Origin of the sequence: Jatrophihabitans sp., assembly GCF_036389215.1 — a bacterium.
Taxonomy (GTDB): Bacteria; Actinomycetota; Actinomycetes; order Mycobacteriales; family Jatrophihabitantaceae; genus Jatrophihabitans_A.
Map to the genome: position 1 here is coordinate 1 of NZ_DASVQG010000164.1, position 21,594 is coordinate 21,594.

The following is a 21,594-nucleotide window of genomic DNA, read 5'->3' on the forward strand; positions in this document are numbered from 1 at the left end:
TCGGCTGCCAGCGGCTCGGGTCCAGGCGGCTCGGGTCCAGGCAGCTCAGCGGCCGGCCGCTCAGCTCCGGGCGGCTCGGCGATCGATCGCGCAGGTACCGCAGGCGCCGCCACGGCGGGCAAGCCGGCAGCCACCGCTGAGCGGGTCGACAGCCGAGCGGACATCCTGCGTGCCTACGCGCCGTACGCGGCCATCGTGGCGATGTTCACGCTGTCGCAGTGGCGGCCCGTCACCCGCGCCCTGGACTCGGCCACCACCATCTTCAGCTGGCCGGGCCTGCACCTGCTGACGGCGTCGGGCAAGCATTCGACGCTGCCGACCTTCAAGCTCAACCTGCTGACGGCACCGGGGTCGCTGCTGTTCCTGGCCGGGCTGCTGACCATGGTGGTGCTGCGGGTCCGTCCCGCGGTGGCGCTGCGCGCCTATGCTCGCGCCGTGGCCCAGCTCCGCTGGGCGATCCTGTGTGTCACGGCGCTGCTCGCGCTGTCCTTCGTCATGAACGCCAGCGGGCAGGCCGCCACCCTCGGCAACTGGATGGCCGGCGCGGGTGGCCTGTTCGCGGTCCTGTCGCCGGTCCTCGGCTGGCTCGGCGTCGCGCTGACCGGTTCGGACACCTCGTCGAACTCGCTGTTCGGAGCGCTCCAGGTCTCGGCGGCCGGAAAGACCGGGCTGGATGCCACGCTGCTGTCGGCTGCGAACGCCTCCGGTGGCGTGGTCGGCAAGATGATCTCGCTGCAGAACCTGACGATCTCGGCCGGCGCGGTGGGGCTCAGCGGCCGGGAGGGCGACCTGTTCCGGCGGATGTTCGGCTGGAGCCTGCTGCTGCTGGCCGGGATGTGCCTGATCGTGTCGCTGCAGGCAACCCCGGTGCTGTCCTGGATGGTCCGGTAGCCCCTCCTCCGACAGACGCCCAGACCAGCCAGTCACCACCTGGAGCGGGGCAAGCCTAAGCTTTGCTGATGCTTGCCCCGCATCAGCTGCAGACCCTGCGCACCGTGCTGGCCACCGGCTCCTACGCCGCGGCGGCGACCGAACTGCGCTACACCCCCTCGGCGGTCTCCCAGCAGATGTCGGCGCTGGAACGGGCGAGCGGCCTGGTGCTGTTCGAGCGCAGCGCGCACAGCGTCCGGCCCACCCCGCACGCCGAACTGCTCGCCGAACGAGCCGCCGAGGTGCTGGCCCTGCTCGCCGCCCTCGACCGGGAGGTCGCCGCGATCGCCCGTGGCGAGACCGGGCAGCTGCGGATCGGCAGCTTCCCGACCGCCTCGGCCAGGCTGCTGCCCGGCGCCCTGGCCACCCTGCGGCAGCAGCGTCCGGGCGTCGAGATCGAGGTGGACGAGGGCGAACTGGACGAGCTGCTGCCCCGGCTGCTCTCCGGTGAACTCGACCTGGCCCTGGCCTACCGCTATGACACGGTGCCGGCTGGCTGGCCGGCCCGCCTGGTCGAGACCCAGCTGCTGCGCGAGCCGCTGTCGGTGCTGCTGCCGGCCGGACACCGGCTGGCCGGCACCGGCCCGCTCCGGCTGGCCGCGCTGGCCGGTGAGCGGTGGGTCGCGCCGCTGGCCGACTCCCCCGGCGCGCTGAACCTCGACCGGCTGGCGGCCCGGGCCGGCTTCGTGCCCCGGATCAGCTTTCGCAGCAACGACTACTCCGTGGTGCGCGGCCTGGTCGGCGCCGGTCTCGGCGTGGCACTGGTGCCGGGGCTGGGAATCAGCGACACCGAGGGCGTGCTGCCGACGCCGCTGGCGGGGCGCCCACCGCGGCGGGCGGTGCTGGCCCTGCACCGGGCGGCCGCGCCGAACAGCCTGATCGGCGCCGCGCTGGCCGCGATCCAGGCCGCCGCAAGTACGCAGACCTGAGCCGGGTCTCAGCTGCTGAAGCAGGCCGCCGGGGCGGTGCCGTCCAGCCCCAGCGCCACCGCGGCCCGGGCCGCGACCGGGCCGACCAGGTTGCCGGTGCCGCTGTAGCCGCCACAGGCGATCACTCCGGGACGGGCCTCGGTCACCACCGCCCGGCCGTCCTCGGTGAAGCCCACCGAGGCCGCCCACCGGTGGCTCACCCGCACCGGACCGCCGGCGAACCGGGCCGCGACCTGCTCGATCCAGGCCTGCACGCCCTCGGTCGGGTCCGCGTGCGGTGTCCATTCCTGCTCGGCGAACCGGTCCCGGCCGCCGCCCACGAACAGCCGGCCGGCCTGGTCCTGCTGGGCGTAGTCATAGCCCCACCGCCCGTACACCGGGCACGGCAACCGGCCGGCCCGGACCGGTTCGGTGGCCAGCATCTGCAGCCGCGCGGTGCGCACCCGGCCGGTGAGTTCGGGCAGCAGCACCTCCAGCCGGCCGTCCACCGCGACCACCACCAGCCCGGCCGACACCACGCCACCCGGAGTCCGCACCCGGCCGGTCCCGATCGCGGTGACGGGGCTGTTCTCGAACAACCGGGCGCCACTGGACTCGCTGGAATACCGGGTGGCCAGCCCCAGCGCCCGGCGAGCCGGGTTCATCGCCGCGTCCTCGGGCAGGAACAGCCCGGTGCCCAGCTCGCCGTCGTAGCGGCGGACCTCGATGCCGTGTTCGCGCAGGAAGTCGTACTGCTGGTCGCAATCGGCGAGCTCCGCCTCGCGATCCGCCGCTTCGGACTCCGCCACCGGCTCACCGGGCAGCCCGGCGATGCGCAGCGAGCCAACCCGCCGGACCACCTCCGGGCCGAGCAGGCCGGCGAGATCGGTGATCTCGGCCAGCGTCTGGTGGTAGAGCTCCAGCGCCGCGTCCGGCCCCCAGCGGGCCGCGGCCCGGTGGATGCCGGTGGCCGGCCCGGCCAGCAGGAACCCGCCGTTGCGCCCGGCCGCGCCGGCCGCCACCCGGCCGGCGTCCACGCCGATCACCGACAGCCCGCGCCGCAGCACCTCACCGATCGCGGCCAGCCCGCTGCCGCCGAGGCCGACCACGCACACGTCGGCCCGCAGGTCCTCGCCCAACCTCGCCAGCCCGCGCCAGCCGGCCACGTCGGGATCGGCGTCCCAGCCGACCTCGGTCATCGGCCGGTGCCCCGGGGGCAGGCGCTCGCGATCACAGGACCTTGGACAGGAACGCCTTGGTGCGGTCGTGCTTCGGATTGGACAGCACCTCGCGTGGCTCGCCCGACTCCACCACGACCCCGCCATCCATGAACACCAGCGCGTCCGCGACCTCCCGGGCGAAGCCCATCTCGTGGGTCACCACGATCATGGTCATGCCGCCGCGGGCGAGCTCCTTCATCACGTCCAGCACCTCGCCGACCAGTTCCGGGTCCAGCGCCGAGGTCGGCTCGTCGAAGAGCATCAACTTCGGATCCATCGCGAGCGCCCGGGCGATCGCGACCCGCTGCTGCTGGCCACCGGACAGCTGGGCCGGATAGGCCTTGGCCTTCTCCCCCAGCCCTACCTGGTCCAGCAGCTCCCGGGCCCGCTCGGACGCCTCGGCCTTTTTCTGCTTCTTCACCCGGATCGGCGCCTCGGAGATGTTCTCCAGCGCCGTCAGGTGCGGGAACAGGTTGAACTTCTGGAACACCATCCCGATGTCGCGGCGCTGGCGGGCGGCGTCCTTGGCCGACATCTCGTGCAGCTTGCCGCCGCGCTCGTGGTAGCCGACCAGCTCACCGTCGACCCAGAGCCGGCCGGCGGTCACCTGCTCCAGGTGGTTGATGCAGCGCAGGAAGGTGGACTTTCCCGAGCCGGACGGCCCGACCAGGCACATCACCTCACCGCGCCCGACGGTCAGCGAGATGCCTTTGAGCACCCGCAGCGCGCCGAAGTCCTTGCACACCAGCTCGCTGCGCACCATCGGCTGGCCCATCAGATGAGGCCCTTCTGATTGCCGGCAGCCTGGGCATTCGCCAGCGCCTGCAGCTGCCTGACCGACATCTTGCGGGAGGCCCCGCGGGCGAAGTAGCGCTCCAGGTAGAACTGCCCGACCATCAGGATCGAGGTGAAGAACAGGTACCAGGCCGAGGCCACCAGCAGCATCGGGATCGGGTTGAAGGTTTCCACCGACAGGTCCCGGGTCCGGCTGTACAGCTCGGTGGTCAAGGGCACCGCGGTCACCAGCGAGGTGGTCTTGAGCATCGAGATCAGCTCGTTGCCGGTCGGCGGGATGATGACGCGCATCGCCTGCGGCAACACGATCCGGCGCATCGTCAGGCCCCACGACATGCCCAGCGCCCGGGCGGCCTCGTCCTGCCCCTCGTCCACGCTGGTGAGGCCGGCCCGGACGATCTCGGCCATGTAGGCCGACTCGTTCAGCGCCAACCCGATCACCGCCAGCCAGTAGTAGGTGAGGAGGTTCTGGGTCTTGATGTGGGCGAACTGGTGGACGAACGGGATGCCCAGGTCGATCTGCTTGTAGATCACCACCAGCAGGCCCCAGAACACCAGCTGCACGTAGACCGGGGTGCCCCGGAAGAACCACAGCCAGCCGAAGCTCACGTACTTCAGGACCGGGTTGGGCGACAGCCGCATCACCGCCAGCACCACGCCGAGGACGATCCCGAAGAACATCGACAGGGCAGTCAGCGACAGCGTCACCCCCGCGGCCTTGCTGACCCGCTGGTCGAACAGGTAGCGCCCGAAGGTACCCCAGTCGTAGGCAGGGTTGGTCGCCACGCCGTAGAGGAACAGCCCCAGCAGCAGCACCACCAGCACCGCCATGATCCAGCGTCCGGGCCGCCGCAGCGGCACCGCCTGGATCAGCTCGGGACCGCTGTCCACCGGCCCGCCGGCGGACCCGGTGCCGGCCTCCTCACCGGTCCCGGAGTGCGAGACGGCCATGGCTCAGCTCTGCGCGCCGTTGACGGTGGCCTGGCTGATGGCTCCGGCCTCGACGCCCCACTTGGCGAGGACCTGCTTGTACGTCCCGTCGTCGATCATCGACTGGAGTCCCTTCTGCATCGCCTGCTTGAGGGTGCCGGCGTCCTTGCTCACCACGAAGCCGTACGGTGCGGCGCCGTAGATGTCGCCGGCCAGCACCAGCTTGCCCTTGGACTGCTTGACGGCGTACTGGGTGATCGGCGAGTCGGCGTCCAGGGCGTCGGCCTGGCCGAGGATGACGGACTGGTTGACCTGGTCCTGGCTGTCGATCTTGATGATCGTGATCGGCTTCTTGCCCGCCTTGGTACAGGCCTTGCTCTTGGCCGGCAGGTCGTCGGTCTCTTCGGTGGTGCCCGTCTGCACGGCGACCTTCAAGCCGCAGGCGTTGTCCGGGTCGACGGTCTTGCCGGCCGGGGCCGCCCACTGGATGCCGGCGCTGTAGTAGTTGACGAAGTCGACCTGGGCCTCGCGGGTCTTGTTGTCGGTGAAGGAGGACATCCCGAGGTTGAACTTGCCACCCTTGACCGAGGGAATGATGTTGTCGAAGCCGGACTCCTGCAGGGTCGCCGTGACGCCGAGCTTGGTGGCCAGCGCGTTCAGCAGGTCGACCTCCCAGCCGACGATCTTGCCGGACGGGTCCTTGTACTCGTTCGGGGCGTAGGGCACGTTGATGCCGACGACGAGCTTGCCCGAGGACTTGATCGCGGCGGGCAGCAGGTCGGCGGCGGCCTGGTCCTTGCTGACGGCGCCGACCGTCGCCGATGTGGTCGGCGTGCTGCTCTTGGGAGTGTTCTTGGCGCACCCGGCCAGGGCCAGTGAGCCGGTGACGGCGAGGCCGGCGAAGACGACGATAGAACGGCGCATTCTCACTTCTCTCTTCGATACGCATTCACGGGCATGGTTGGGCGCGACTCTAGGCCTAGCGGTGAACCCGGCGAACAGGAACCCTCCGCTACGAAACTCAACCGTGACCGGGTCCGGGAGACAGTGCTGGCCCCTGCCCGTTCCACCGGCCCGCTCGTGCCGGTCAGAAACCGGCTCGGGCAGCCTTGCCGAGCACCACCACGCCGCTCTCGGACACGTGGTAGCGGTCGCGGTCGTGATCGAGGTCCACCCCGATATGGGCGCCCGGCGCGACCACCACGTTCTTGTCCAGGATGGCGCGACGGACCACCGCGCCCTCACCGATCACCACGTTGTCCATGATCACCGAGCCCTCGACGTAGGCCCCGTTGCGGACCTTGACGTTGGGCGACAGCACGCTGCCGCGCACCGTGGAACCGGAGATGATCGAGCCCGCGCCGACGATCGATTCCTGGGCCAGGCCGCCGTCGACGAACTTCGCCGGTGGCAACTGCTCGTGGAAGGTGTAGATCGGCCACTGCTGGTTGTACAGGTTGAAGATCGGATGGACGCTGACCAGGTCCATGTTGGCGTCGTAGTAGGCATCCATGGTCCCGACATCGCGCCAGTAGGCGCGATCGCGCTCCTCCGAGCCGGGAATGTCGTTGTCGTTGAAGTCATAGACCGAGGCCCGGCCCCGCTCCACCATCCACGGCATGATCGAGCCGCCCATGTCGTGCACCGACGTCGGGTCCTCCGCGTCGGCCCGCAGCGCCTCGATCAGCGCGTCGGTGCTGAAGATGTAGTTGCCCATCGAGGCGTAGCTGACGTCCGGGTCATCGGGCAGTCCGGGCGGGTCGGCCGGCTTTTCCAGGAACTGCAGCACCTTGCCGTTGGCGTCGGCGTCGATCACACCGAACTGGTCGGCCTGCTCGCGTGGCACCCGGATCCCGGCCACGGTGACCCCGCAGCCGGAATCGATGTGCCGGTCCAGCATCTGCTTGGGATCCATCCGGTACACGTGGTCCGCGCCGAAGACCACGATGTGGGTGGGTTTCTCGTCGGTGATCAGGTTCATCGACTGCAGGATCGCGTCGGCGCTGCCGGTGTACCAGCGCGGCCCGAGGCGTTGCTGGGCGGGCACCGGCGTGACGTAGTTGCCCAGCAACTGCGACATCCGCCAGGTCTGGGTGACATGCCGGTCCAGCGAGTGCGACTTGTACTGGGTCAGCACGCAGATCCGTAGAAAGCCCGCATTCACCATGTTCGACAACACGAAGTCGATCAGCCGATAGTTTCCCCCGAAGGGCACCGCCGGCTTCGCCCGGTCCGCGGTGAGGGGCCACAATCGCTTTCCCTCACCGCCGGCCAGCACGATGCCGAGTACCCGGACGCCTGCAGCCATACAGCCACCCTAACCGCATTGTCATCGGCGTCACACCTCGCCGTCGGGCAGACGCGAGCAGGCGATAGCGTGCTAGGCATGCGCGCAGCACTGATCAGCCGTGAGTACCCGCCCGAGGTCTACGGCGGCGCCGGCGTCCACATCGAATTCCTGGCGCGAGAGCTGCGCAAGCTGATCGACGTCGAGGTGCACTGCTTCGGAGCCGACCGCGACGAGCCCGGCGTGCATGCCTACCGGACGCCACCGGGGCTTGCCGGGGCGAATCCGGCGCTGGCCACCCTCGGCGTGGACCTGGAGATGACCGCGGGTCTGATGTCTGGCGGCCGGTCGGTCGCCGACGTGGTGCATTCGCACACCTGGTACGCCAACCTGGCCGGTTACCTGGCCTCGATGATGTACGACATCCCGCACGTGGTGACCGCGCACTCGCTGGAGCCGCTGCGGCCGTGGAAGGCCGAGCAGCTCGGTGGTGGTTACCGGATCTCCAGCTGGGCCGAGCGCAGCGCCTACGAGGCCGCGGCGGCGGTGGTCGCGGTCAGCACCGGGATGCGCGCGGACATCCTCACGGCCTACCCGGCGCTGGCGGAGTCCCGGGTGCACGTGATCCCCAACGGGATCGACACCGAGCTCTACTCCCCGGTGTCCGGCCGGGACGTGCTGCAGCGGTACGGGCTCGATCCCAGCCGGCCGATCGCACTGTTCGTGGGCCGGATCACCCGGCAGAAGGGTGTCGCGCACCTGGTGGCGGCGGCCGCCGACTTCGTCCCCGGCGTGCAGGTGGCACTGTGCGCCGGCGCGCCGGACACCCCTGAGCTGGCCGCCGAGATCAGCACGGCCTTCCAGCGGTTGCAGGCCGGCCGCGAGGGCGTCGTCTGGATCCAGGAGATGCTGCCGCGCGATGAGCTGCTGCAGTTGCTCACCGCCGCCGACCTCTTCCTCTGCCCGTCGATCTACGAGCCGCAGGGCATCGTCAACCTCGAGGCGATGGCGTGCGAGACCGCCGTGGTGGCCTCCCGGGTCGGCGGCATCCCGGACGTGGTGGTCGAGGGTGAGACCGGCCTGCTGGTGGACTATGACGCCGCGCGGCCGGAGCAGTTCGAGGCCGCCTTCGCCGCGGCCGTCAACTCGGTGATCGGTGACCCGGACCGGCTGCGGGCGATGGGGCTGGCCGGGCGGGAACGGGCGGTCACCGAGTACGGCTGGGACGCCATCGCGGCCCGGACCGTCCAGCTGTACGAATCGCTGTGCTGACCGAACGGCTGTGCTGACCGAACCGGCCGCCCGGCCGCCTCAGCTCGCCGCGGTCTCCAGGTAGCGAGCCAGCAGCCGGGTGCCGAAGCCGGTGGCGCCGCGGCAGAGCAGCGGGCCGTCGGCGGTGGCCCGGGCCGGCCCCGCGATGTCCAGGTGCGCCCAGGCGACGTCGCCGACGAACGGCTGCAGGAACAGCGCCGCCGTGATCGCTCCGGGGGTGCCCGGGTCGTTGCGCGCGTCGGCCGCCGGGGATTCCAGCTGCTTGGCGTACCGGTGCTCCAGCGGCATCCGCCAGATCGGCTCGCCGGTGTCACCGGCAGCCCGCTCCAGCTCGGCGGCGAGGCCATCGTCGTTGGCGAAGTAACCGGCGGTATCGGTTCCGAGCGCGATCCTCATGGCCCCGGTCAGGGTGGCGATGTCGATCACGACGTCCGGCTTGAGCCGGCTGACGGCGTAGCCGAGCGCGTCGGCGAGCACCAACCGGCCCTCGGCGTCGGTGTTGCCGACCTCGGTGGTGCGCCCGCCGAAGTGGGTGATCACGTCCGAGGGCCGCATCGCGGTGCCCGAGACGGCATTCTCGGCGGCCGGCACCAGGGCCGTGACCGAGATTGCCAGCTTCTGCATCGCCGCGTACTGGATGGCGCCGAGTACCGCCGCGCCGCCGCACATGTCGGTGTGCATGTTGCGCATGCCGTCAGCCGGCTTGAGGTTCAGGCCGCCGGAGTCGAAGGTGATCCCCTTGCCGACCAGCACCACGTGCGGCGGCCGTGGAGCACCGCTCTTGCGCCGTGGCCGGTAGCTGACCTCGATCAGCCGCGGGCCGGCGGTCGCACCGCCGCCGACCGCCAGCACACCGCCGAAGCCCTGCGCGGCCAGCCACGGGCCGTCGTGCACGGCCACCTTGCAGCCGGCCGGGGTCAGCTGTTGCTCGGCGAGCTCACCGAGCCGTTGCGGGGTCAGCTCGTTGGCAGGGGTGTTGCCCAGGTCGCGCGCCCAGCCGGCAGCGTCGGCGGCCTCGTCGCCGGCGGTCATGCCGGCCCGGTCCAGGGTGCCGATCAGGTCGAGCTGGTGCAGCGGGTCCTGCTCGCCCGAGGCCCTGCTGAACTGGTAGCCGCCGAGCACCAGCCCCTCGGCCAGGGCCCTGCTCTGCTCTGGGGTGGGAGCGTCGATGGCCACGCACACGCTGCGCGCTTCGGGCAGTCGCTGGATCCGCCGGCCGAGCGCCACCGCCGCCACCCGCAGGTCCTCGGGTCCGCCATCGCCGAGTCCGGTGATCAGCACGGTGGCCGGCATCGCACCGGGCAGCGGGACCGTGTGCAGGGCGCCGGCCTCGGCGCTGGGCTGCTCGGCCGAGACGTACCGCACGCAGGTCTCGGCGGCGGTCACCGGCAGCGCGGTGGTGGAAACCTCGTGCAACTGCAACTCTGAACCGATCAGGCCGATGGCCACCACATCGGCGGCGGCACGGCGCTCGGGAATCCGCAGCAGGATCACAGAAGACCTCTTAGGTGACGGAACGCGTTCGGGTGCGTAAGTTTCTCTCTTCTTCTCGCCGTAAGCACATCTTCTCGCCGTAAGCACAGCGCGGCCCCAGCCATGCCCCGCGCGCACGCCCCGACGGGCGGCGCACCGAACTCGACTGGGGCCGAACGGTGGCCCGCTAGCTCACGGCCGCGGACAGCGCCTGGGACAGCGCGTTGGCCTCATCGGCAGAAAGCTCGACGACGAGACGGCCACCGCCTTCCAGTGGGACGCGCATCACCAGGCCGCGACCCTCCTTCGTGACTTCCAGCGGACCATCACCCGTCCGCGGCTTCATCGCCGCCATCCGTGCCTCCTATGCGATAAGAACTGCTTCATCAGTCAGCCGATCACTTGTCAACCGGACAGTGCTGATCACATTGTCTCGCATCGCCGAGGAGGCAGCCAAAGCGGCCCGGTGCGAGGCACGTAACCGGCCCTCTGCCGGGTGGTGATGTCCTAGGCTGCAGCTATGGCTGACGTGCTGCTGCTCGACCGCACCGACGGTGTGGCCACCCTGACGATGAACCGTCCGGAGTCGATGAACTCGCTGTCGACCGAGCTCAAGGACGCCCTGGTGCAGGCGCTGGCAGATGTCGGAACAGACGACTCGGTCCGCGCCGTGGTGCTGACCGGCAGCGGCCGGGGATTCTGTGTCGGTCAGGATCTGGGCGAGCACATCCAGCTGCTGCAGGCCGGTGACCCGGCGCCGCTGAGCACGGTGAGCGAGCACTACAACCCGATCGCGCTGTCGCTGGCGCAGATGCCCAAGCCCGTGATCGCGGCGGTGAACGGGACGGCTGCCGGCGCCGGCGCCTCGTTCAGCTTCGCGTGCGACTTCCGCATCGTGTCGCAGGAGGCCAAGTTCCTGCTGGCCTTCGCCAACGTGGGCCTGAGCCTGGACAGTGGCGCCTCCTGGACGCTGTCCCGGCTGATCGGCGCGGGCCGGGCGCTGGAGCTGTCCCTGCTTGCCCGGCCGATCACCGCCGAGACGGCCCAGCAGTACGGGCTGGTGACCCAGTTGGTGCCGGCCGATCAGGTGCTGGCCACTGCCCAGCAGTTGGCGGCGCAGCTCGCCGCCGGTCCCACGGTGGCCTACGCCGCCATCAAGAAGGCGATCCATTACGGGGCGACGGCCACCTTCGAGCAAGCTCTGGACAACGAGGCCGTGCTGCAGGCCGCCGCCGGGGCCACCGAGGATCACCGCAACGCCGTGGCGGCCTTCGTCAACAAGGAGAAGCCGGTCTTCCTCGGCCGCTGAGCCTCGGCGTGCTCGGCGACTCGGTAGACGCGCCCGCAGTAGGACACGTGGTCATCATGCGCCACTCAGCGCAGCCGCAACTACCGGCGTAAAGGACATCGTCGCCCCTCCTATCTTCGTGAAGATAGTCCCAGGCCCTGCCGACAGGTTTCGACTCGCCGTCGATGGTGCTTCGCGCCCCTGCTCAGCCAATGGCCGCGGTCGCCCGCCAGCAGTAGGAGACGTGGTCATCAACCATGCCGGTGGCCTGCATCATGGCGTAGGCGGTGGTCGGCCCGACGAAGGCGAAACCGCGGCGCTTGAGCTCCTTGGCCATCGCCTTGGACTCAGGTGTCAGGGCCGGGATGTCGCTCAGCAGCGCCGGTCGCTGGTGCTCGGCCGGCGCGAAGGACCACAGCAGGTCGGTCAGGCCCTCGGGCACGTTGTCCAGGATGGCGCGGGCGTTGCTCACCGCGGCATCGACCTTGGCCCGGTTGCGGACGATGCCGGGGTCTGCCAGCAGCCGCTGCCGGTCGGCCTCGCCGAAGGCCGCCACCGTGGCGATGTCGAAGCCGGCGAAGGCGGCCCGGAAGTTCTCCCGCTTGCGCAGGATGGTCAGCCACGACAAGCCGGACTGGAACGCCTCCAGGCTGAGACGCTCGAACAGTGCGTTGTCCCCGCGCAGCGGCAACCCCCACTCGGTGTCGTGGTAGGTCGCGTAGTCAGGCGTGCTGTCGGCCCAGTCGCACCGCCGGCGGTCATCCATTCAGGACTCTTCGGCGCTGCCAGCCGCGGCGGGTGACTCCCCCGGCGGCTGCACCTGCCGTCCCCCCGGCTGGTCCTGCCTTTCCGGCCGGTCCTGCCTTGCCGCCCGGTCCTGCTCTACCGCCCGGTCCTGCACTACCGGCCGGTCCGGCAGTGTCGGCCGGTCGGCGTCCGTCGGCCGGTCCGGAGCCGTCGGCCGTTCCAGGGCGTCACCGGCCTGCGAGCGCAGCCGGGCGATCTCCTCGTCGCGCACCACGATCTCGGCGGCCAGCCGGTCGATCAGGTCGTCGGTCTCGGCGAACCGGTAGCCTCGCACGCCCACCGGGATGCGCACCCGGTCCAGGTCCGCCCGCACCATCCGCCGGTCGGCCGGTAGCTCGAAGGGCCGGTTGTCCCGCTGCGGGCTCAGCGACAGGCCACCCGGCAGCAGCGCCACCATGCCGTAGAACAGCAGCGCAGCCACCACCAGGGCCAGCAGCAGGTAGCCGAGCAGCAACATGGACAAATCCTGGCACGGCTGGCTGACAACCGTCGACACGGCCCGCCCGAGCTGGCCGGCGGCTGCTCAGATCAGCGCGAAGGCAGCGTCCAGGCAGGTCACCCGGTGCAGCTGCTGCCAGGCAGCCGGCCGGACGAAACCGCGCTCGACCATCGACTCGACGAACTGCCAGAGCGGGGTGTAGAAGCCGTCCGGGTCGAGCACGATCACCGGCTTGGGATGCATGCCCAGCGAGCCCGCGGTCCAGACCTCGAAGAACTCCTCCAAGGTCCCGATGCCACCGGGCAGCACCAGGAACGCATCGGCGTGGGCATCCATCAGGGCCTTGCGCTCGCGCATGGTCTCCACCACCACCAGCTCGTCGGAGTCGGTGTCGGCCACCTCGTAGTCGACCAGGTGCTGCGGGATCACCCCGAGGGTGCGAGCACCGTGCGCCCGCGCGGCAGCGGCCACCTCTCCCATCATCGAGACCCGGCCGCCGCCGGAGACCAACCGGTGGCCGCCGTCGCCGATCCGGGCGCCGACCTCGGCAGCCAGCCGCAGGTAGGACTGGTCGATGCCGGGCGCGGAGGCGCAGAAGACGCAGATCGAGGCCATCGGCTAGCGGGCCGGCCGGCCGGGACGGCTACTGGGCATCGCCGGCCTGGGCGGACTCGGACTCGGCATGCGCGGCCTTCTCGTTCAGCTCCTGCGCCGAGCGGTGCGCGTCGGCCTCGACGATGATGGACACCGCTTCGGCGACGTCGGAGGTGATCCGGATCAGCTCCAGGTCCGCGACGCTGATCTTGGCCTCGGGCAGCACCGTGTCGCGGATCCAGTCCAGCAGCCCGGACCAGTACTGCTCGCCGAACAGGATCACCGGGAACCGGGTGACCTTGCGGGTCTGGACCAGGGTCAGCGCCTCGAACAGCTCGTCGAGCGTGCCGAACCCGCCGGGCAGGATCACGAACGCCTGGGCGTACTTGACGAACATCGTCTTGCGGGCGAAGAAGTACCGGAAGTTCAGCCCGATGTCGACCCAGTCGTTGAGCCGCTGCTCGAACGGCAACTCGATGCCCAGGCCGACCGAGGTGCCGCCGGCCTCGGACGCGCCCCGGTTGGCCGCCTCCATGGTGCCGGGGCCACCGCCGGTGATCACCGCGTAGCCGGCCTTGGCCAGCGCCGCGCCGAGCTGACGGGCCTGCTGGTAGTCCGGATGCTCGGCGGTGGTGCGAGCCGAGCCGAACACCGAGACCGCCGGCCCGAGTTCGGCGAGCAGGCCGAAACCCTCGACGAACTCCGACTGGATCCGCAGGACGCGCCACGGATCGGTGTGCAGCCAATCCGTCGGGCCGCCGGAGTCCAGCAGCCGCTGGTCGGTGGTCGCGGCGTCGGGCTCGACCTGGCGGCGCCGGAACACGACCGGCCCGCGGTGCCGCTCGGCCGGCAGCTTGCCGTCAGGACGTCCGTTGGTCATTCAGACACCCTAGTTCGTACCGGCACCGGAGGAATGCTCCAGAAAGCCGACGAGCAGCCGCTCACAGCGCTCCAGCTGGGCCAGCTCCACCGATTCATCGGCCCGGTGAGCCAGGTTGGGGTCACCCGGGCTGAAGTTCAGCGCCGGGATGCCGAGCGCGCTGAACCGGGCCACGTCGGTCCAGCCGAGCTTTGCGGCGACCTCGCCGCCCAGGGCCTGGACCGCGCGCCGCACCAGCGGCCGGTCCAGTCCGGGCCGGGCCGCCGGGGCCGAGTCCAGGACGGTGAGTTCGAAGCCGGAGAACACCGAGCGCAGGTGCTGCTCGGCCTCGGCCTCGGACCGGTCCGGCGCGAACCGGTAGTTGACGGTGACCAGGCAGCGGTCCGGGACCACGTTGCCGGCCACCCCGCCCTCGATGAACACCGCGTTCAGCCCCTCCCGGTAGCTCAGCCCCTCGACCTCCACCTCCCGGGCGCGGTAGTCGGCCAGCCGCTGCAGCAGCGGCGCCGCGGAGTGGATGGCGTTGCTGCCGAGCCAGGACCGGGCGCTGTGCGCCCGCCGGCCGGCGATGCTCAGCCGGGCGCGCATGGTGCCCTGGCAACCACCCTCGACCGTGCCGTTCGTCGGCTCCAGCAGGATCGCGAGGTCGGCCCGCAGCAGCTCCGGGTGCTCGGCGGCGACCCGGTTCAGCCCGTTGCGGGCGGACTCCACCTCCTCGCAGTCGTAGAACAGCCAGGTGAGGTCGACGGCCGGTTCCAGCGCCGCGGTGCCGATGAGGTCCAGCACCCGCAGCTGCAGCGCCACGCCGGACTTCATGTCCGAGGTGCCGCAGCCGTGCAGCCTGCCCCCGGCCAGCCGGGACGGCAGGTTGTCCGCGATCGGCACCGTGTCCAGGTGCCCGGCCAACACCACCCGCTCCGGACGGCCGAGCTCGGTGCGCACGACCACCACGTTGCCCAGCCGCCGCACCGACAGCGAGCCGTAGCGGCGGACCGCGGCCTCCACCGCGTCGGCGATCCGGGCCTCGTCGCCCGACACCGACTCGATGTCGACGAGGTCGGCGGTGAGCTGCGCCACCGATCGGCTCAGCTGGAGGACAGCGGGCCCGGGCGGCTGGGCGGCGGTTGTGGTCACGGCCAGCAGGTTAGTCCGCGCTCGGGCAGCGGTAGATGGTTAGGGTGTGGCGTGACCTCCAGCCCAGCCAGCCAGCCCGGCACTGACCCAGACACCCGATCGGCGGCGGGCTTCGCGCATGGCTTCGGACTGGCCAGCATCGCCGCCGACGGCTCCGTCCTGGATGTCTACTACCCCGACCCCGCGCTGGGGCGCCCCGGCCCGGACGACGCCGCCCCGGCCGAGCTGTCGGCGCTGGCCGGCTTCGACGAGCTGCGCGGAGTCCGTACCGAGGTGCTGTCCAGGGTGCTCGAACTGGCCGCCGAGCCGACCGACGCCGCGGACATCTACCTTCGACTGCACCTGCTCTCACACCGCCTGGTCGCCCCGCACGGGCTCAACCTCAGCGGCATCTTCGGCCTGCTGAACAACGTGGTGTGGACCAGCCAGGGCCCGTGCGCGGTCACCGGGTTCGAGCAGGTGCGCACCAGGCTGCGAGCCCGCGGCCCGGTCACCGTCTACGGGGTGGACAAGTTCCCGCGCATGGTGGATTACGTGCTACCGGCCGGGGTCCGGATCGCTGATGCCGACCGGGTGCGCCTGGGCGCTCACCTGGCAGCCGGCACCACCGTGATGCACGAGGGCTTCGTCAACTACAACGCCGGCACGCTGGGCACCTCGATGGTCGAGGGCCGGATCTCGGCCGGGGTGGTCGTCGGCGACGGCTCGGACGTCGGTGGCGGCGCCTCGATCATGGGCACCCTGTCCGGTGGTGGCAAGCAGGTGATCTCGGTGGGCCGGCGCTGCCTGATCGGGGCGAACGCGGGCATCGGGATCTCACTCGGCGATGACTGCGTGGTGGCTGCCGGGACCTATGTCACGGCCGGCTCCAAGGTGGTCCTGCCGGATGGAACCGTTCGCAAGGCTGCGGAGTTCTCTGGGCAGTCCGGGCTGCAGTTCTGGCAGAACTCGGTGACCGGTGCGCTGGAGGTCCGGCAGCGCAGTGGCACGGGTATCACGTTGAACACCGATCTGCACGCCAACTGAACCGGGTATCGAGATCGGACGGGCAGCAGCGGTGTCAGGTCGAGCACAGCGCGGTGGTACCGCTCTGGTGGTCGTGGTGGTCGTCGTGGTCGCGCTGGCCTTCGGCGCCCGGACGCTGTGGAACGCAGCCCAGTCGGTGGTCCGGCCGCCCGGGTGTGACTTCGGCAGCTACTCCCTGGAACTGGACCAGGCCCAGGTCGCCTCGGTGATCGTCGGGGTGGTGCTCAAGCGGGAGCTTCCCGAACGCGCGGCGGTGCTGACCATCGGTGCCGCCCTGCAGGAGTCCAAGCTGCGCAACATCCCGCCCGGCCAGGGTGACCGGGACTCGGTCGGCATCCTGCAGCAGCGGCCCTCTCAGGGCTGGGGCACGACCGGTCAGATCGCCGACGTGCACTACGCCACCGGCAAGTTCCTGGACGCGGTGGTGCGAGTACCGAACTGGCAGGAGGATTCGCTGGCGACCGTGGTGCAGACCGTGCAGTTCTCCGCCGACGGCTCGGCCTATGCCCGGCACGAGGCGCAGGCACAGGCGATCGCCGACGCGCTGTACGGCGACGCCCAGGCCGGGGTGACCTGCCGGTTGGACAAGCCTGATCGCTCCGCCACGCCGGCCGCGGTGGCAGCCGCGCTGACCGGGGACCTGCCGGTGACCAAGCCGGCGGTGGCGGCCCGGACCGTGACGGTGCCCGACGCCGGCTGGGCGACCGCGGCCTGGCTGGTCTGCAACGCCGACCGGCTGGGAATCGAGTCGGTGCGCCATGACGGCAAGCGCTGGCGCTACTCCGGCGGCTGGAAGGACGACGACGCTGCCAGCAATTCGGTCGTGGTAGCGACCCTGGCGCACTGAGCGGCCGGACGCAGCCGGGCCGCTGCCGGGCCGCTGGTAACGGCGGGCTAGTGGTCCCCGGCCTGCGGCGGCAACGCCATGATGAACGCCGGGTCCGCTTCGGTCTTGCCCACCTTGGACGCGCCACCGGGTGAGCCGAGCTCGTCGAAGAAGTCGACGTTGGCCTGGGTGTACTCCCGCCACTTGTCCGGCACGTCGTCCTCGTAGAAGATCGCCTCGACCGGGCACACCGGCTCGCACGCGCCGCAGTCCACGCACTCGTCCGGATGGATGTAGAGCATCCGGCCACCCTCATAGATGCAGTCGACCGGGCACTCCTCGATACATGCCTTGTCCAGCACATCGACGCAGGGTTCTGCGATCACGTAGGTCACTGGAAGATCCTCCCGATACGGGTTGGCGCTGGTCTGGAGCTGATAGTGGGGCTACGGCGTCACACAGCTGCATAGTATGCGGTCATGCTGTCTGCCAGGCTCCTGGGGCGGCGGGTGGTCGTGCGCTATCGGCGTCAGGACGGGACCCTCCCGCCGCTGTCCGACGTGGTCGGCGAGCTGGCCTCCCTCACGCCGACCACCGCCATCGTGGCCGGTCCGCGCGGCCCGGTCACCGTCGATCGTGCCGCGATCGTGGCGGCCCGGGCGGTTGCTCCGCACCGGCGGGAGATCCTGGAGCTCGAACGGGTGGCCCGCCGTGGCTGGCGCGCGGCCGAGGTGTTCGACCTCGACGGCTGGCTGCTGCACGCCGACCAGGGCTGGACCGGCCGGGCGAACTCGGTACTGCCGCTGGTCACGCCGCGCCGGCCGCTGCCGGAACTGCTGGCCGACGCGGGCAGGTTCTACGCCGAGCGGGGGCTGCCGTGCCAGATCCAGCTGCCGCTGCCGGCCCGTGGGCTGCTTGATGCCGAGTTGGCCGGACGCTGCTGGACGCTGGAACGGCCCACCGTCCTGCTGACGGCACCGATCAGCGGCTCACCCCGCGGCACCGGCTCACCGGTGGAAGCCGCGGAACCGGTGGAGGCCGCGGAACCGGTGGCCTTGGAACCGGTGCCCTCGGCTGCCTGGCTGGCCGCCTATCACTACCGCGGCGGTCCGCTGCCCGAGCATGCGGTGCGGCTGCTGACCCGCCATGACCGGGTCAGCTTCGCCTCACTCAGCCGGGACGGCTCGGTGGCCGGTATCGCCCGCGGCACCGTGGACGACGGCTGGCTCGGCGTGACCGCCGTCGAGGTCGCTCCGGAACACCGCCGCTCGGGGGTGGCCAGTGCGCTGATGCGGGCGCTGCGGGATTGGGGACGCCGGCAGGGCGCGACCGGCTGCTATCTGCAGGTCGACGACGGCAACGCCGACGCCCTGGCCCTCTACCAGCGGCTGGGATTCATCCCCCATCATCGCTACCACTACCGGATCGCACCAGCCACGACCTGAGCCGCCGACCGGTCCAGGCACCAGGCCGGCTGGCCCGCCAGAGGGTGACCAGGCCCGCCAGGGTGCCGAAGACGAGCAGCGAGTAGGAGATGTAGGCCTCGTCGCCGGCCGGCAGCAGCACGTCGCCCTCGGGCGTGGCGCTGGCCAGCACGAACGTGGTCACCAGCCAGCCAGCCACCGGCGGCACGGCCGAGAGCATCGTGTCGCTCAGGCCGCGCGAGATGGCCGGCAGCGCCACATTGCTGACAACAGCCAGCACCGGGGCCAGCGGGATCAGCGTCTGCCCGATCCGGCTGGGCACCAGCAGCACCTCGATTACCGCGCTCAGCACGCCGGCGGCGGTGAACAGCAGGTAGCCCAACGCCAGCACGCCGGGATGCGGCCGGGCCGCCCGCACGGCGGATGCCGGGCCTTGCCGGCTCATCCGGTTCCCGCCTCGGCGATCCCACCGAACAGGTCGGTTTCCCGGCCCTGGGCATCGCGTTCGCCACCGGGGCTTCCGAGCGCCAGCCGGAAGTACTCGGTGCCCGTCGACTGCTGGCCCAGGTTGTTCGACAGCGCGAAGAACGTACCGGCCACGGTGACCTGGGTCCGGTGGGCGGCCAGCGCCCGCAGCTTGGCACCGGCGTGCTCCTCGGCCACGATGGCAGTGCTGACCAGCTCGTCGGCGCAGCCGAACGGCAGCTCCGCCACCGAGCCGACAGCGGTGAACGGGATGTCCGCACCGGCCGATCGCAACGCCTGCAGGCCGGCAGCCAGCGCCGAGCGGGGCGTCGCCGTCCAGTACAGCTTCGAGATCTGCCAGCCGGCGCCTTCGGCGTCGAAGCGGGGGTCGGCGGCCGCACCGAAGGCGGCGGTGGCGACCCGGTGGGCCATGATGTGGTCGGGGTGGCCGTAGCCGCCGACGTCGTCATAGCTGATCAGCACCTGCGGGCGCACCTCGCGGATCACCTCGACCAGGGCGGTCACGGCGGCCTGGAACACCGCGGCGTCGGAGCTGGCCCGCCAGAACGCGCGGGGCTTGCCGTTGGCCGGGTGCCCCATCATCCCGCTGTCCCGGAAGCGGCCGGCAGCGCCGAGGAACCGGTGGTCGATGACGCCCAGCTCCGCCATCGCAGCCGCCAGTTCGGCGATCCGCCAGCCACCCAGTTGATCGGCATGGTCCACGGCGAGCAAGGCCAGTTCGGGCACCAGCACCTCGCCTTCCTCGCCGAGGGTGCAGGTCACCAGGGTGACGTGCGCGCCGGCGGCGGCGTAGGAGGCCATGGTGGCGCCGGTGCCGATGGTCTCGTCATCGGGATGGGCGTGCACCAGCAGCAGCCGCCGGGCTGGCAGCTGGCGGTTGCCGTCCTGGCCGGCCAGGGAGTCCGCTATCACCACAGCAACCTACGCCGCGGGCCGCGCCAGCATCCCGCACCGGCCGCGGTGTGTCAGTGCTCGGTGTGTCAGTGCTCGGTGTGTCGGTGCTCGGTGTGTCGGTGCTCGGTGTGTGTCAGTGCTCGGTGAGTCAGAGCGCGGTAGCTCCCGCGCCGGTCTCACCGGCGGGAACGCTGGCCGTGGTGTCGCCGCCCGTGATCCCGGCATCCTCACCGGCGGCGATGTCGGCACGCGCCTCCGGGAAGTGGCAGGCCACGAACTGGTTCGGTGTCTTGGCGTCCAGCGCCGGAACCTCCGAGCGGCAGCGTTCCCGGTCGCTTTCGGACAGCACCGCGCGGTACTTGGGGCACCGGGTGTGGAAGACGCAGCCCGATGGCGGGTTGATCGGGCTGGGCAGGTCACCGATCAGCAGGATCCGCTCCCGGCGGCCCTCCTTGTGCGGGTCCGGCACCGGCACCGCGGACATCAGCGAGTGGGTGTAGGGGTGCATCGGAGTTGAGTACAGGGTGTCGCGGGGGGCCAGCTCCATCACCTTGCCCAGGTACATCACCGCGACCCGGTCGGAGATGTGGCGCACCACGGACAGGTCGTGGGCGACGAAGATGTAGGCCAGCCCGTACTCGTTCTGCAGGTCCTCGAGCAGGTTGACCACCTGCGCCTGGATCGAGACGTCCAGCGCCGACACCGGCTCGTCGCAGACGATCAGCTTCGGCCGCAGCGCGATCGCCCGGGCGATGCCGATGCGCTGCCGCTGGCCGCCGGAGAACTCGTGCGGGTAGCGGTTGTAGTGCTCGGGGTTGAGCCCGACCCGCTCCATCAGGCTCTGGACCTCGGCCTTGACACCGTTCTCGGTCTTGGTCCGCTGGATCCGGAACGGCGCCCCCACGATGGTGCCGATGGTGTGCCGCGGGTTCAGGGAGGAGTACGGGTCCTGGAAGATCATCTGGATGTCGGTGCGCAGCGAGCGCATCTGGCCGCGCCGCAGCTTGGCGATGTCCTGGCCACCGAAGTAGATCTCGCCCGCTGTGGGGTCGAGCAACTTGGCCACGACCCGGCCGGTGGTGGACTTGCCACAACCGGACTCGCCGACCAGACCCAGCGTCTCGCCGGCCCGGACGGCGAAGGACACCCCGTCGACGGCCTTGACCGCGCCGATCTGACGTTGGATGAGGATGCCCTGCTTGATCGGGAAGTGCTTGGACACGTTGTTGACGCGCAGCAGCGCGTCGGCGTCGTCGGCCGCCGGTTCGATCGCGGTGTCAGCCTCATCCGGGCGGGCAGTTGTGCTCATGTGTGGTGGCTTCTCCTCGTCGGCTTACAGCGTGGGCTTGATGTCGCCGGCCCACAGCCGACGCCGCTCGTCCGGTTCGATGTGGCAGCGCAACGCGTGCCCCGGCGACCCGCCTGAGGTGGGCAGCAACTCCGGACGCTCGGTGAAGCAGCGCCGGCCGGGCACATGGTCGGTGAACGTGCAGCGGGGGTTGAACACGCAGCCCTTCGGCACCTGGATCAGCGACGGCGGCTGGCCCGGAATCGGCTGCAGCCGGTCCTGCCGGGTACGGTCCATCCGGGGCATCGAGGTCAGCAGGCCCCAGGAATAGGGCATCTCCGGCTCGTAGAACAGGTCGTTCACCGAGCCGGTCTCCACGCACTGACCGCCGTACATCACCACGACCTGGTTACAGGTTTCGGCCACCACCCCGAGGTCATGGGTGATCAGGATGATCGCGGAGTTGAACTCCTTCTGCAGATCCTTCATCAGGTCCAGGATCTGGGCCTGCACCGTGACGTCCAGGGCGGTGGTCGGCTCGTCGGCGATCAGCAGTTTCGGGTCGCACACCAGGGCCATCGCGATCATGGCCCGCTGGCGCATGCCCCCGGAGAACTGGTGGGGGAACTCGTCCGCCCGCTGCCGGGGGTTGGGGATGCCGACCTCGGCCAGCAGCTCGATGGCCCGCTGCTT

Annotated in this window: 24 protein-coding genes; 7 read left to right on the plus strand and 17 right to left on the minus strand. The window is 70.7% G+C overall.

The window, feature by feature from the left end:
* The coding region (locus VF542_RS08350; protein WP_408651238.1) for an L-lactate permease at positions 1–891 on the plus strand (891 nt) is incomplete at its 5' end.
* A 68-nt stretch (positions 892–959) separates the two neighbouring features.
* On the plus strand, positions 960–1,859 hold the full coding sequence (locus VF542_RS08355) for a LysR family transcriptional regulator (protein ID WP_408651239.1): 900 nt from the start codon (positions 960–962) through the stop codon (positions 1,857–1,859).
* Positions 1,860–1,867: 8 nt separating this feature from the next.
* On the opposite strand, the gene VF542_RS08360 is transcribed toward VF542_RS08355, so the two are convergent.
* The 5 genes from VF542_RS08360 to glgC all read right to left on the minus strand — a co-directional run bounded on the left by VF542_RS08360 (position 1,868) and on the right by glgC (position 7,091).
* Positions 1,868–3,037, minus strand: a complete 1,170-nt coding sequence (locus VF542_RS08360; protein ID WP_408651240.1) for an NAD(P)/FAD-dependent oxidoreductase — start codon at positions 3,035–3,037, stop codon at positions 1,868–1,870.
* Between the two features lie 31 nt (positions 3,038–3,068).
* Positions 3,069–3,821: an amino acid ABC transporter ATP-binding protein gene (locus VF542_RS08365; RefSeq protein WP_408651261.1), complete on the minus strand. Its 753-nt coding sequence runs from the start codon at positions 3,819–3,821 to the stop codon at positions 3,069–3,071.
* 11 nt (positions 3,822–3,832) lie between these two features.
* The gene (locus VF542_RS08370; protein ID WP_408651241.1) at positions 3,833–4,804 is read right to left on the minus strand and encodes an amino acid ABC transporter permease; all 972 of its coding nucleotides are present in this window, start codon (positions 4,802–4,804) and stop codon (positions 3,833–3,835) included.
* Between the two features lie 3 nt (positions 4,805–4,807).
* A complete protein-coding gene (locus VF542_RS08375) occupies positions 4,808–5,707 on the minus strand; it encodes an ABC transporter substrate-binding protein (RefSeq protein ID WP_408651242.1) in 900 nt (299 codons plus the stop codon).
* A 163-nt stretch (positions 5,708–5,870) separates the two neighbouring features.
* On the minus strand, positions 5,871–7,091 hold the full coding sequence (gene glgC / locus VF542_RS08380) for a glucose-1-phosphate adenylyltransferase (protein WP_408651243.1): 1,221 nt from the start codon (positions 7,089–7,091) through the stop codon (positions 5,871–5,873).
* Between the two features lie 78 nt (positions 7,092–7,169).
* Here glgC and glgA point away from each other — a divergent pair, with 78 nt between their 5' ends.
* Complete coding sequence (gene glgA / locus VF542_RS08385) at positions 7,170–8,342, plus strand: glycogen synthase (protein WP_408651244.1); 1,173 nt, start codon at positions 7,170–7,172, stop codon at positions 8,340–8,342.
* Between the two features lie 39 nt (positions 8,343–8,381).
* Here glgA and VF542_RS08390 read toward each other — a convergent pair whose 3' ends face one another.
* Both VF542_RS08390 and VF542_RS08395 read right to left on the minus strand, forming a co-directional pair.
* A complete protein-coding gene (locus VF542_RS08390) occupies positions 8,382–9,836 on the minus strand; it encodes a leucyl aminopeptidase family protein (protein ID WP_408651245.1) in 1,455 nt (484 codons plus the stop codon).
* 166 nt (positions 9,837–10,002) lie between these two features.
* Positions 10,003–10,170: a DUF3117 domain-containing protein gene (locus tag VF542_RS08395; protein ID WP_408651246.1), complete on the minus strand. Its 168-nt coding sequence runs from the start codon at positions 10,168–10,170 to the stop codon at positions 10,003–10,005.
* A gap of 165 nt (positions 10,171–10,335) precedes the next feature.
* Between VF542_RS08395 and VF542_RS08400 the strand changes: the two genes are divergently transcribed.
* The gene (locus VF542_RS08400; protein WP_408651247.1) at positions 10,336–11,124 is read left to right on the plus strand and encodes an enoyl-CoA hydratase-related protein; all 789 of its coding nucleotides are present in this window, start codon (positions 10,336–10,338) and stop codon (positions 11,122–11,124) included.
* 184 nt (positions 11,125–11,308) lie between these two features.
* Here VF542_RS08400 and VF542_RS08405 read toward each other — a convergent pair whose 3' ends face one another.
* From VF542_RS08405 to dapE, 5 genes are all read right to left on the minus strand, one after another.
* Positions 11,309–11,869 carry a DNA-3-methyladenine glycosylase I gene (locus VF542_RS08405; protein ID WP_408651248.1) on the minus strand — a complete coding sequence of 187 codons (561 nt, stop codon included), beginning with the start codon at positions 11,867–11,869 and terminating at the stop codon, positions 11,309–11,311.
* Complete coding sequence (locus tag VF542_RS08410; protein WP_408651249.1) at positions 11,870–12,367, minus strand: DivIVA domain-containing protein; 498 nt, start codon at positions 12,365–12,367, stop codon at positions 11,870–11,872.
* A gap of 66 nt (positions 12,368–12,433) precedes the next feature.
* Positions 12,434–12,964, minus strand: a complete 531-nt coding sequence (locus VF542_RS08415) for a TIGR00730 family Rossman fold protein (protein ID WP_408651250.1) — start codon at positions 12,962–12,964, stop codon at positions 12,434–12,436.
* Between the two features lie 28 nt (positions 12,965–12,992).
* Complete coding sequence (locus VF542_RS08420) at positions 12,993–13,823, minus strand: TIGR00730 family Rossman fold protein (RefSeq protein ID WP_408651251.1); 831 nt, start codon at positions 13,821–13,823, stop codon at positions 12,993–12,995.
* Positions 13,824–13,832: 9 nt separating this feature from the next.
* Complete coding sequence (gene dapE / locus VF542_RS08425; RefSeq protein ID WP_408651252.1) at positions 13,833–14,957, minus strand: succinyl-diaminopimelate desuccinylase; 1,125 nt, start codon at positions 14,955–14,957, stop codon at positions 13,833–13,835.
* Positions 14,958–15,008: 51 nt separating this feature from the next.
* On the opposite strand from dapE, the gene dapD reads away from it, so the two are divergent.
* The gene (gene dapD, locus VF542_RS08430) at positions 15,009–15,983 is read left to right on the plus strand and encodes a 2,3,4,5-tetrahydropyridine-2,6-dicarboxylate N-succinyltransferase (protein ID WP_408651253.1); all 975 of its coding nucleotides are present in this window, start codon (positions 15,009–15,011) and stop codon (positions 15,981–15,983) included.
* A gap of 31 nt (positions 15,984–16,014) precedes the next feature.
* Complete coding sequence (locus tag VF542_RS08435) at positions 16,015–16,830, plus strand: hypothetical protein (protein ID WP_408651254.1); 816 nt, start codon at positions 16,015–16,017, stop codon at positions 16,828–16,830.
* Between the two features lie 47 nt (positions 16,831–16,877).
* Here the strand turns inward: VF542_RS08435 and fdxA are convergent, their stop codons facing one another.
* Positions 16,878–17,204 (minus strand): ferredoxin, encoded by a 327-nt coding sequence (gene fdxA, locus VF542_RS08440; protein ID WP_408651255.1) that lies wholly within the window; start codon positions 17,202–17,204, stop codon positions 16,878–16,880.
* 84 nt (positions 17,205–17,288) lie between these two features.
* Between fdxA and VF542_RS08445 the strand changes: the two genes are divergently transcribed.
* Entirely contained in the window at positions 17,289–18,254 is a 966-nt protein-coding gene (locus VF542_RS08445) for a GNAT family N-acetyltransferase (protein ID WP_408651256.1), read from the plus strand.
* Here the strand turns inward: VF542_RS08445 and VF542_RS08450 are convergent.
* The 4 genes from VF542_RS08450 to VF542_RS08465 all read right to left on the minus strand — a co-directional run.
* Entirely contained in the window at positions 18,205–18,678 is a 474-nt protein-coding gene (locus tag VF542_RS08450; RefSeq protein WP_408651257.1) for a DUF6113 family protein, read from the minus strand. The two genes, VF542_RS08445 and VF542_RS08450, sit on opposite strands and share 50 nt — an antisense overlap.
* The gene (gene mshB / locus VF542_RS08455; RefSeq protein WP_408651258.1) at positions 18,675–19,631 is read right to left on the minus strand and encodes an N-acetyl-1-D-myo-inositol-2-amino-2-deoxy-alpha-D-glucopyranoside deacetylase; all 957 of its coding nucleotides are present in this window, start codon (positions 19,629–19,631) and stop codon (positions 18,675–18,677) included. The genes VF542_RS08450 and mshB overlap by 4 nt, the downstream gene beginning before the upstream one ends.
* Before the next feature lie 130 nt (positions 19,632–19,761).
* A complete protein-coding gene (locus VF542_RS08460) occupies positions 19,762–20,922 on the minus strand; it encodes an ABC transporter ATP-binding protein (RefSeq protein WP_408651259.1) in 1,161 nt (386 codons plus the stop codon).
* Between the two features lie 24 nt (positions 20,923–20,946).
* On the minus strand, positions 20,947–21,594 hold a 648-nt coding region (locus VF542_RS08465; protein ID WP_408651260.1), incomplete at its 5' end, for an ABC transporter ATP-binding protein.

Coding starts and splice junctions, on each gene's coding strand:
- VF542_RS08370 (WP_408651241.1), bottom strand. CDS start 4,804: ATGGCCGTCTCGCACTCCGGGACCGGTGAGGAGGCCGGCACCGGGTCC.
- VF542_RS08450 (WP_408651257.1), bottom strand. CDS start 18,678: ATGAGCCGGCAAGGCCCGGCATCCGCCGTGCGGGCGGCCCGGCCGCAT.
- VF542_RS08400 (WP_408651247.1), top strand. CDS start 10,336: ATGGCTGACGTGCTGCTGCTCGACCGCACCGACGGTGTGGCCACCCTG.
- glgC (WP_408651243.1), bottom strand. CDS start 7,091: ATGGCTGCAGGCGTCCGGGTACTCGGCATCGTGCTGGCCGGCGGTGAG.
- VF542_RS08375 (WP_408651242.1), bottom strand. CDS start 5,707: ATGCGCCGTTCTATCGTCGTCTTCGCCGGCCTCGCCGTCACCGGCTCA.
- VF542_RS08355 (WP_408651239.1), top strand. CDS start 960: ATGCTTGCCCCGCATCAGCTGCAGACCCTGCGCACCGTGCTGGCCACC.
- VF542_RS08405 (WP_408651248.1), bottom strand. CDS start 11,869: ATGGATGACCGCCGGCGGTGCGACTGGGCCGACAGCACGCCTGACTAC.
- VF542_RS08415 (WP_408651250.1), bottom strand. CDS start 12,964: ATGGCCTCGATCTGCGTCTTCTGCGCCTCCGCGCCCGGCATCGACCAG.
- VF542_RS08460 (WP_408651259.1), bottom strand. CDS start 20,922: ATGAGCACAACTGCCCGCCCGGATGAGGCTGACACCGCGATCGAACCG.
- VF542_RS08395 (WP_408651246.1), bottom strand. CDS start 10,170: ATGGCGGCGATGAAGCCGCGGACGGGTGATGGTCCGCTGGAAGTCACG.
- VF542_RS08445 (WP_408651256.1), top strand. CDS start 17,289: ATGCTGTCTGCCAGGCTCCTGGGGCGGCGGGTGGTCGTGCGCTATCGG.
- VF542_RS08420 (WP_408651251.1), bottom strand. CDS start 13,823: ATGACCAACGGACGTCCTGACGGCAAGCTGCCGGCCGAGCGGCACCGC.
- VF542_RS08365 (WP_408651261.1), bottom strand. CDS start 3,821: ATGGTGCGCAGCGAGCTGGTGTGCAAGGACTTCGGCGCGCTGCGGGTG.
- glgA (WP_408651244.1), top strand. CDS start 7,170: ATGCGCGCAGCACTGATCAGCCGTGAGTACCCGCCCGAGGTCTACGGC.
- VF542_RS08360 (WP_408651240.1), bottom strand. CDS start 3,037: ATGACCGAGGTCGGCTGGGACGCCGATCCCGACGTGGCCGGCTGGCGC.
- VF542_RS08410 (WP_408651249.1), bottom strand. CDS start 12,367: ATGTTGCTGCTCGGCTACCTGCTGCTGGCCCTGGTGGTGGCTGCGCTG.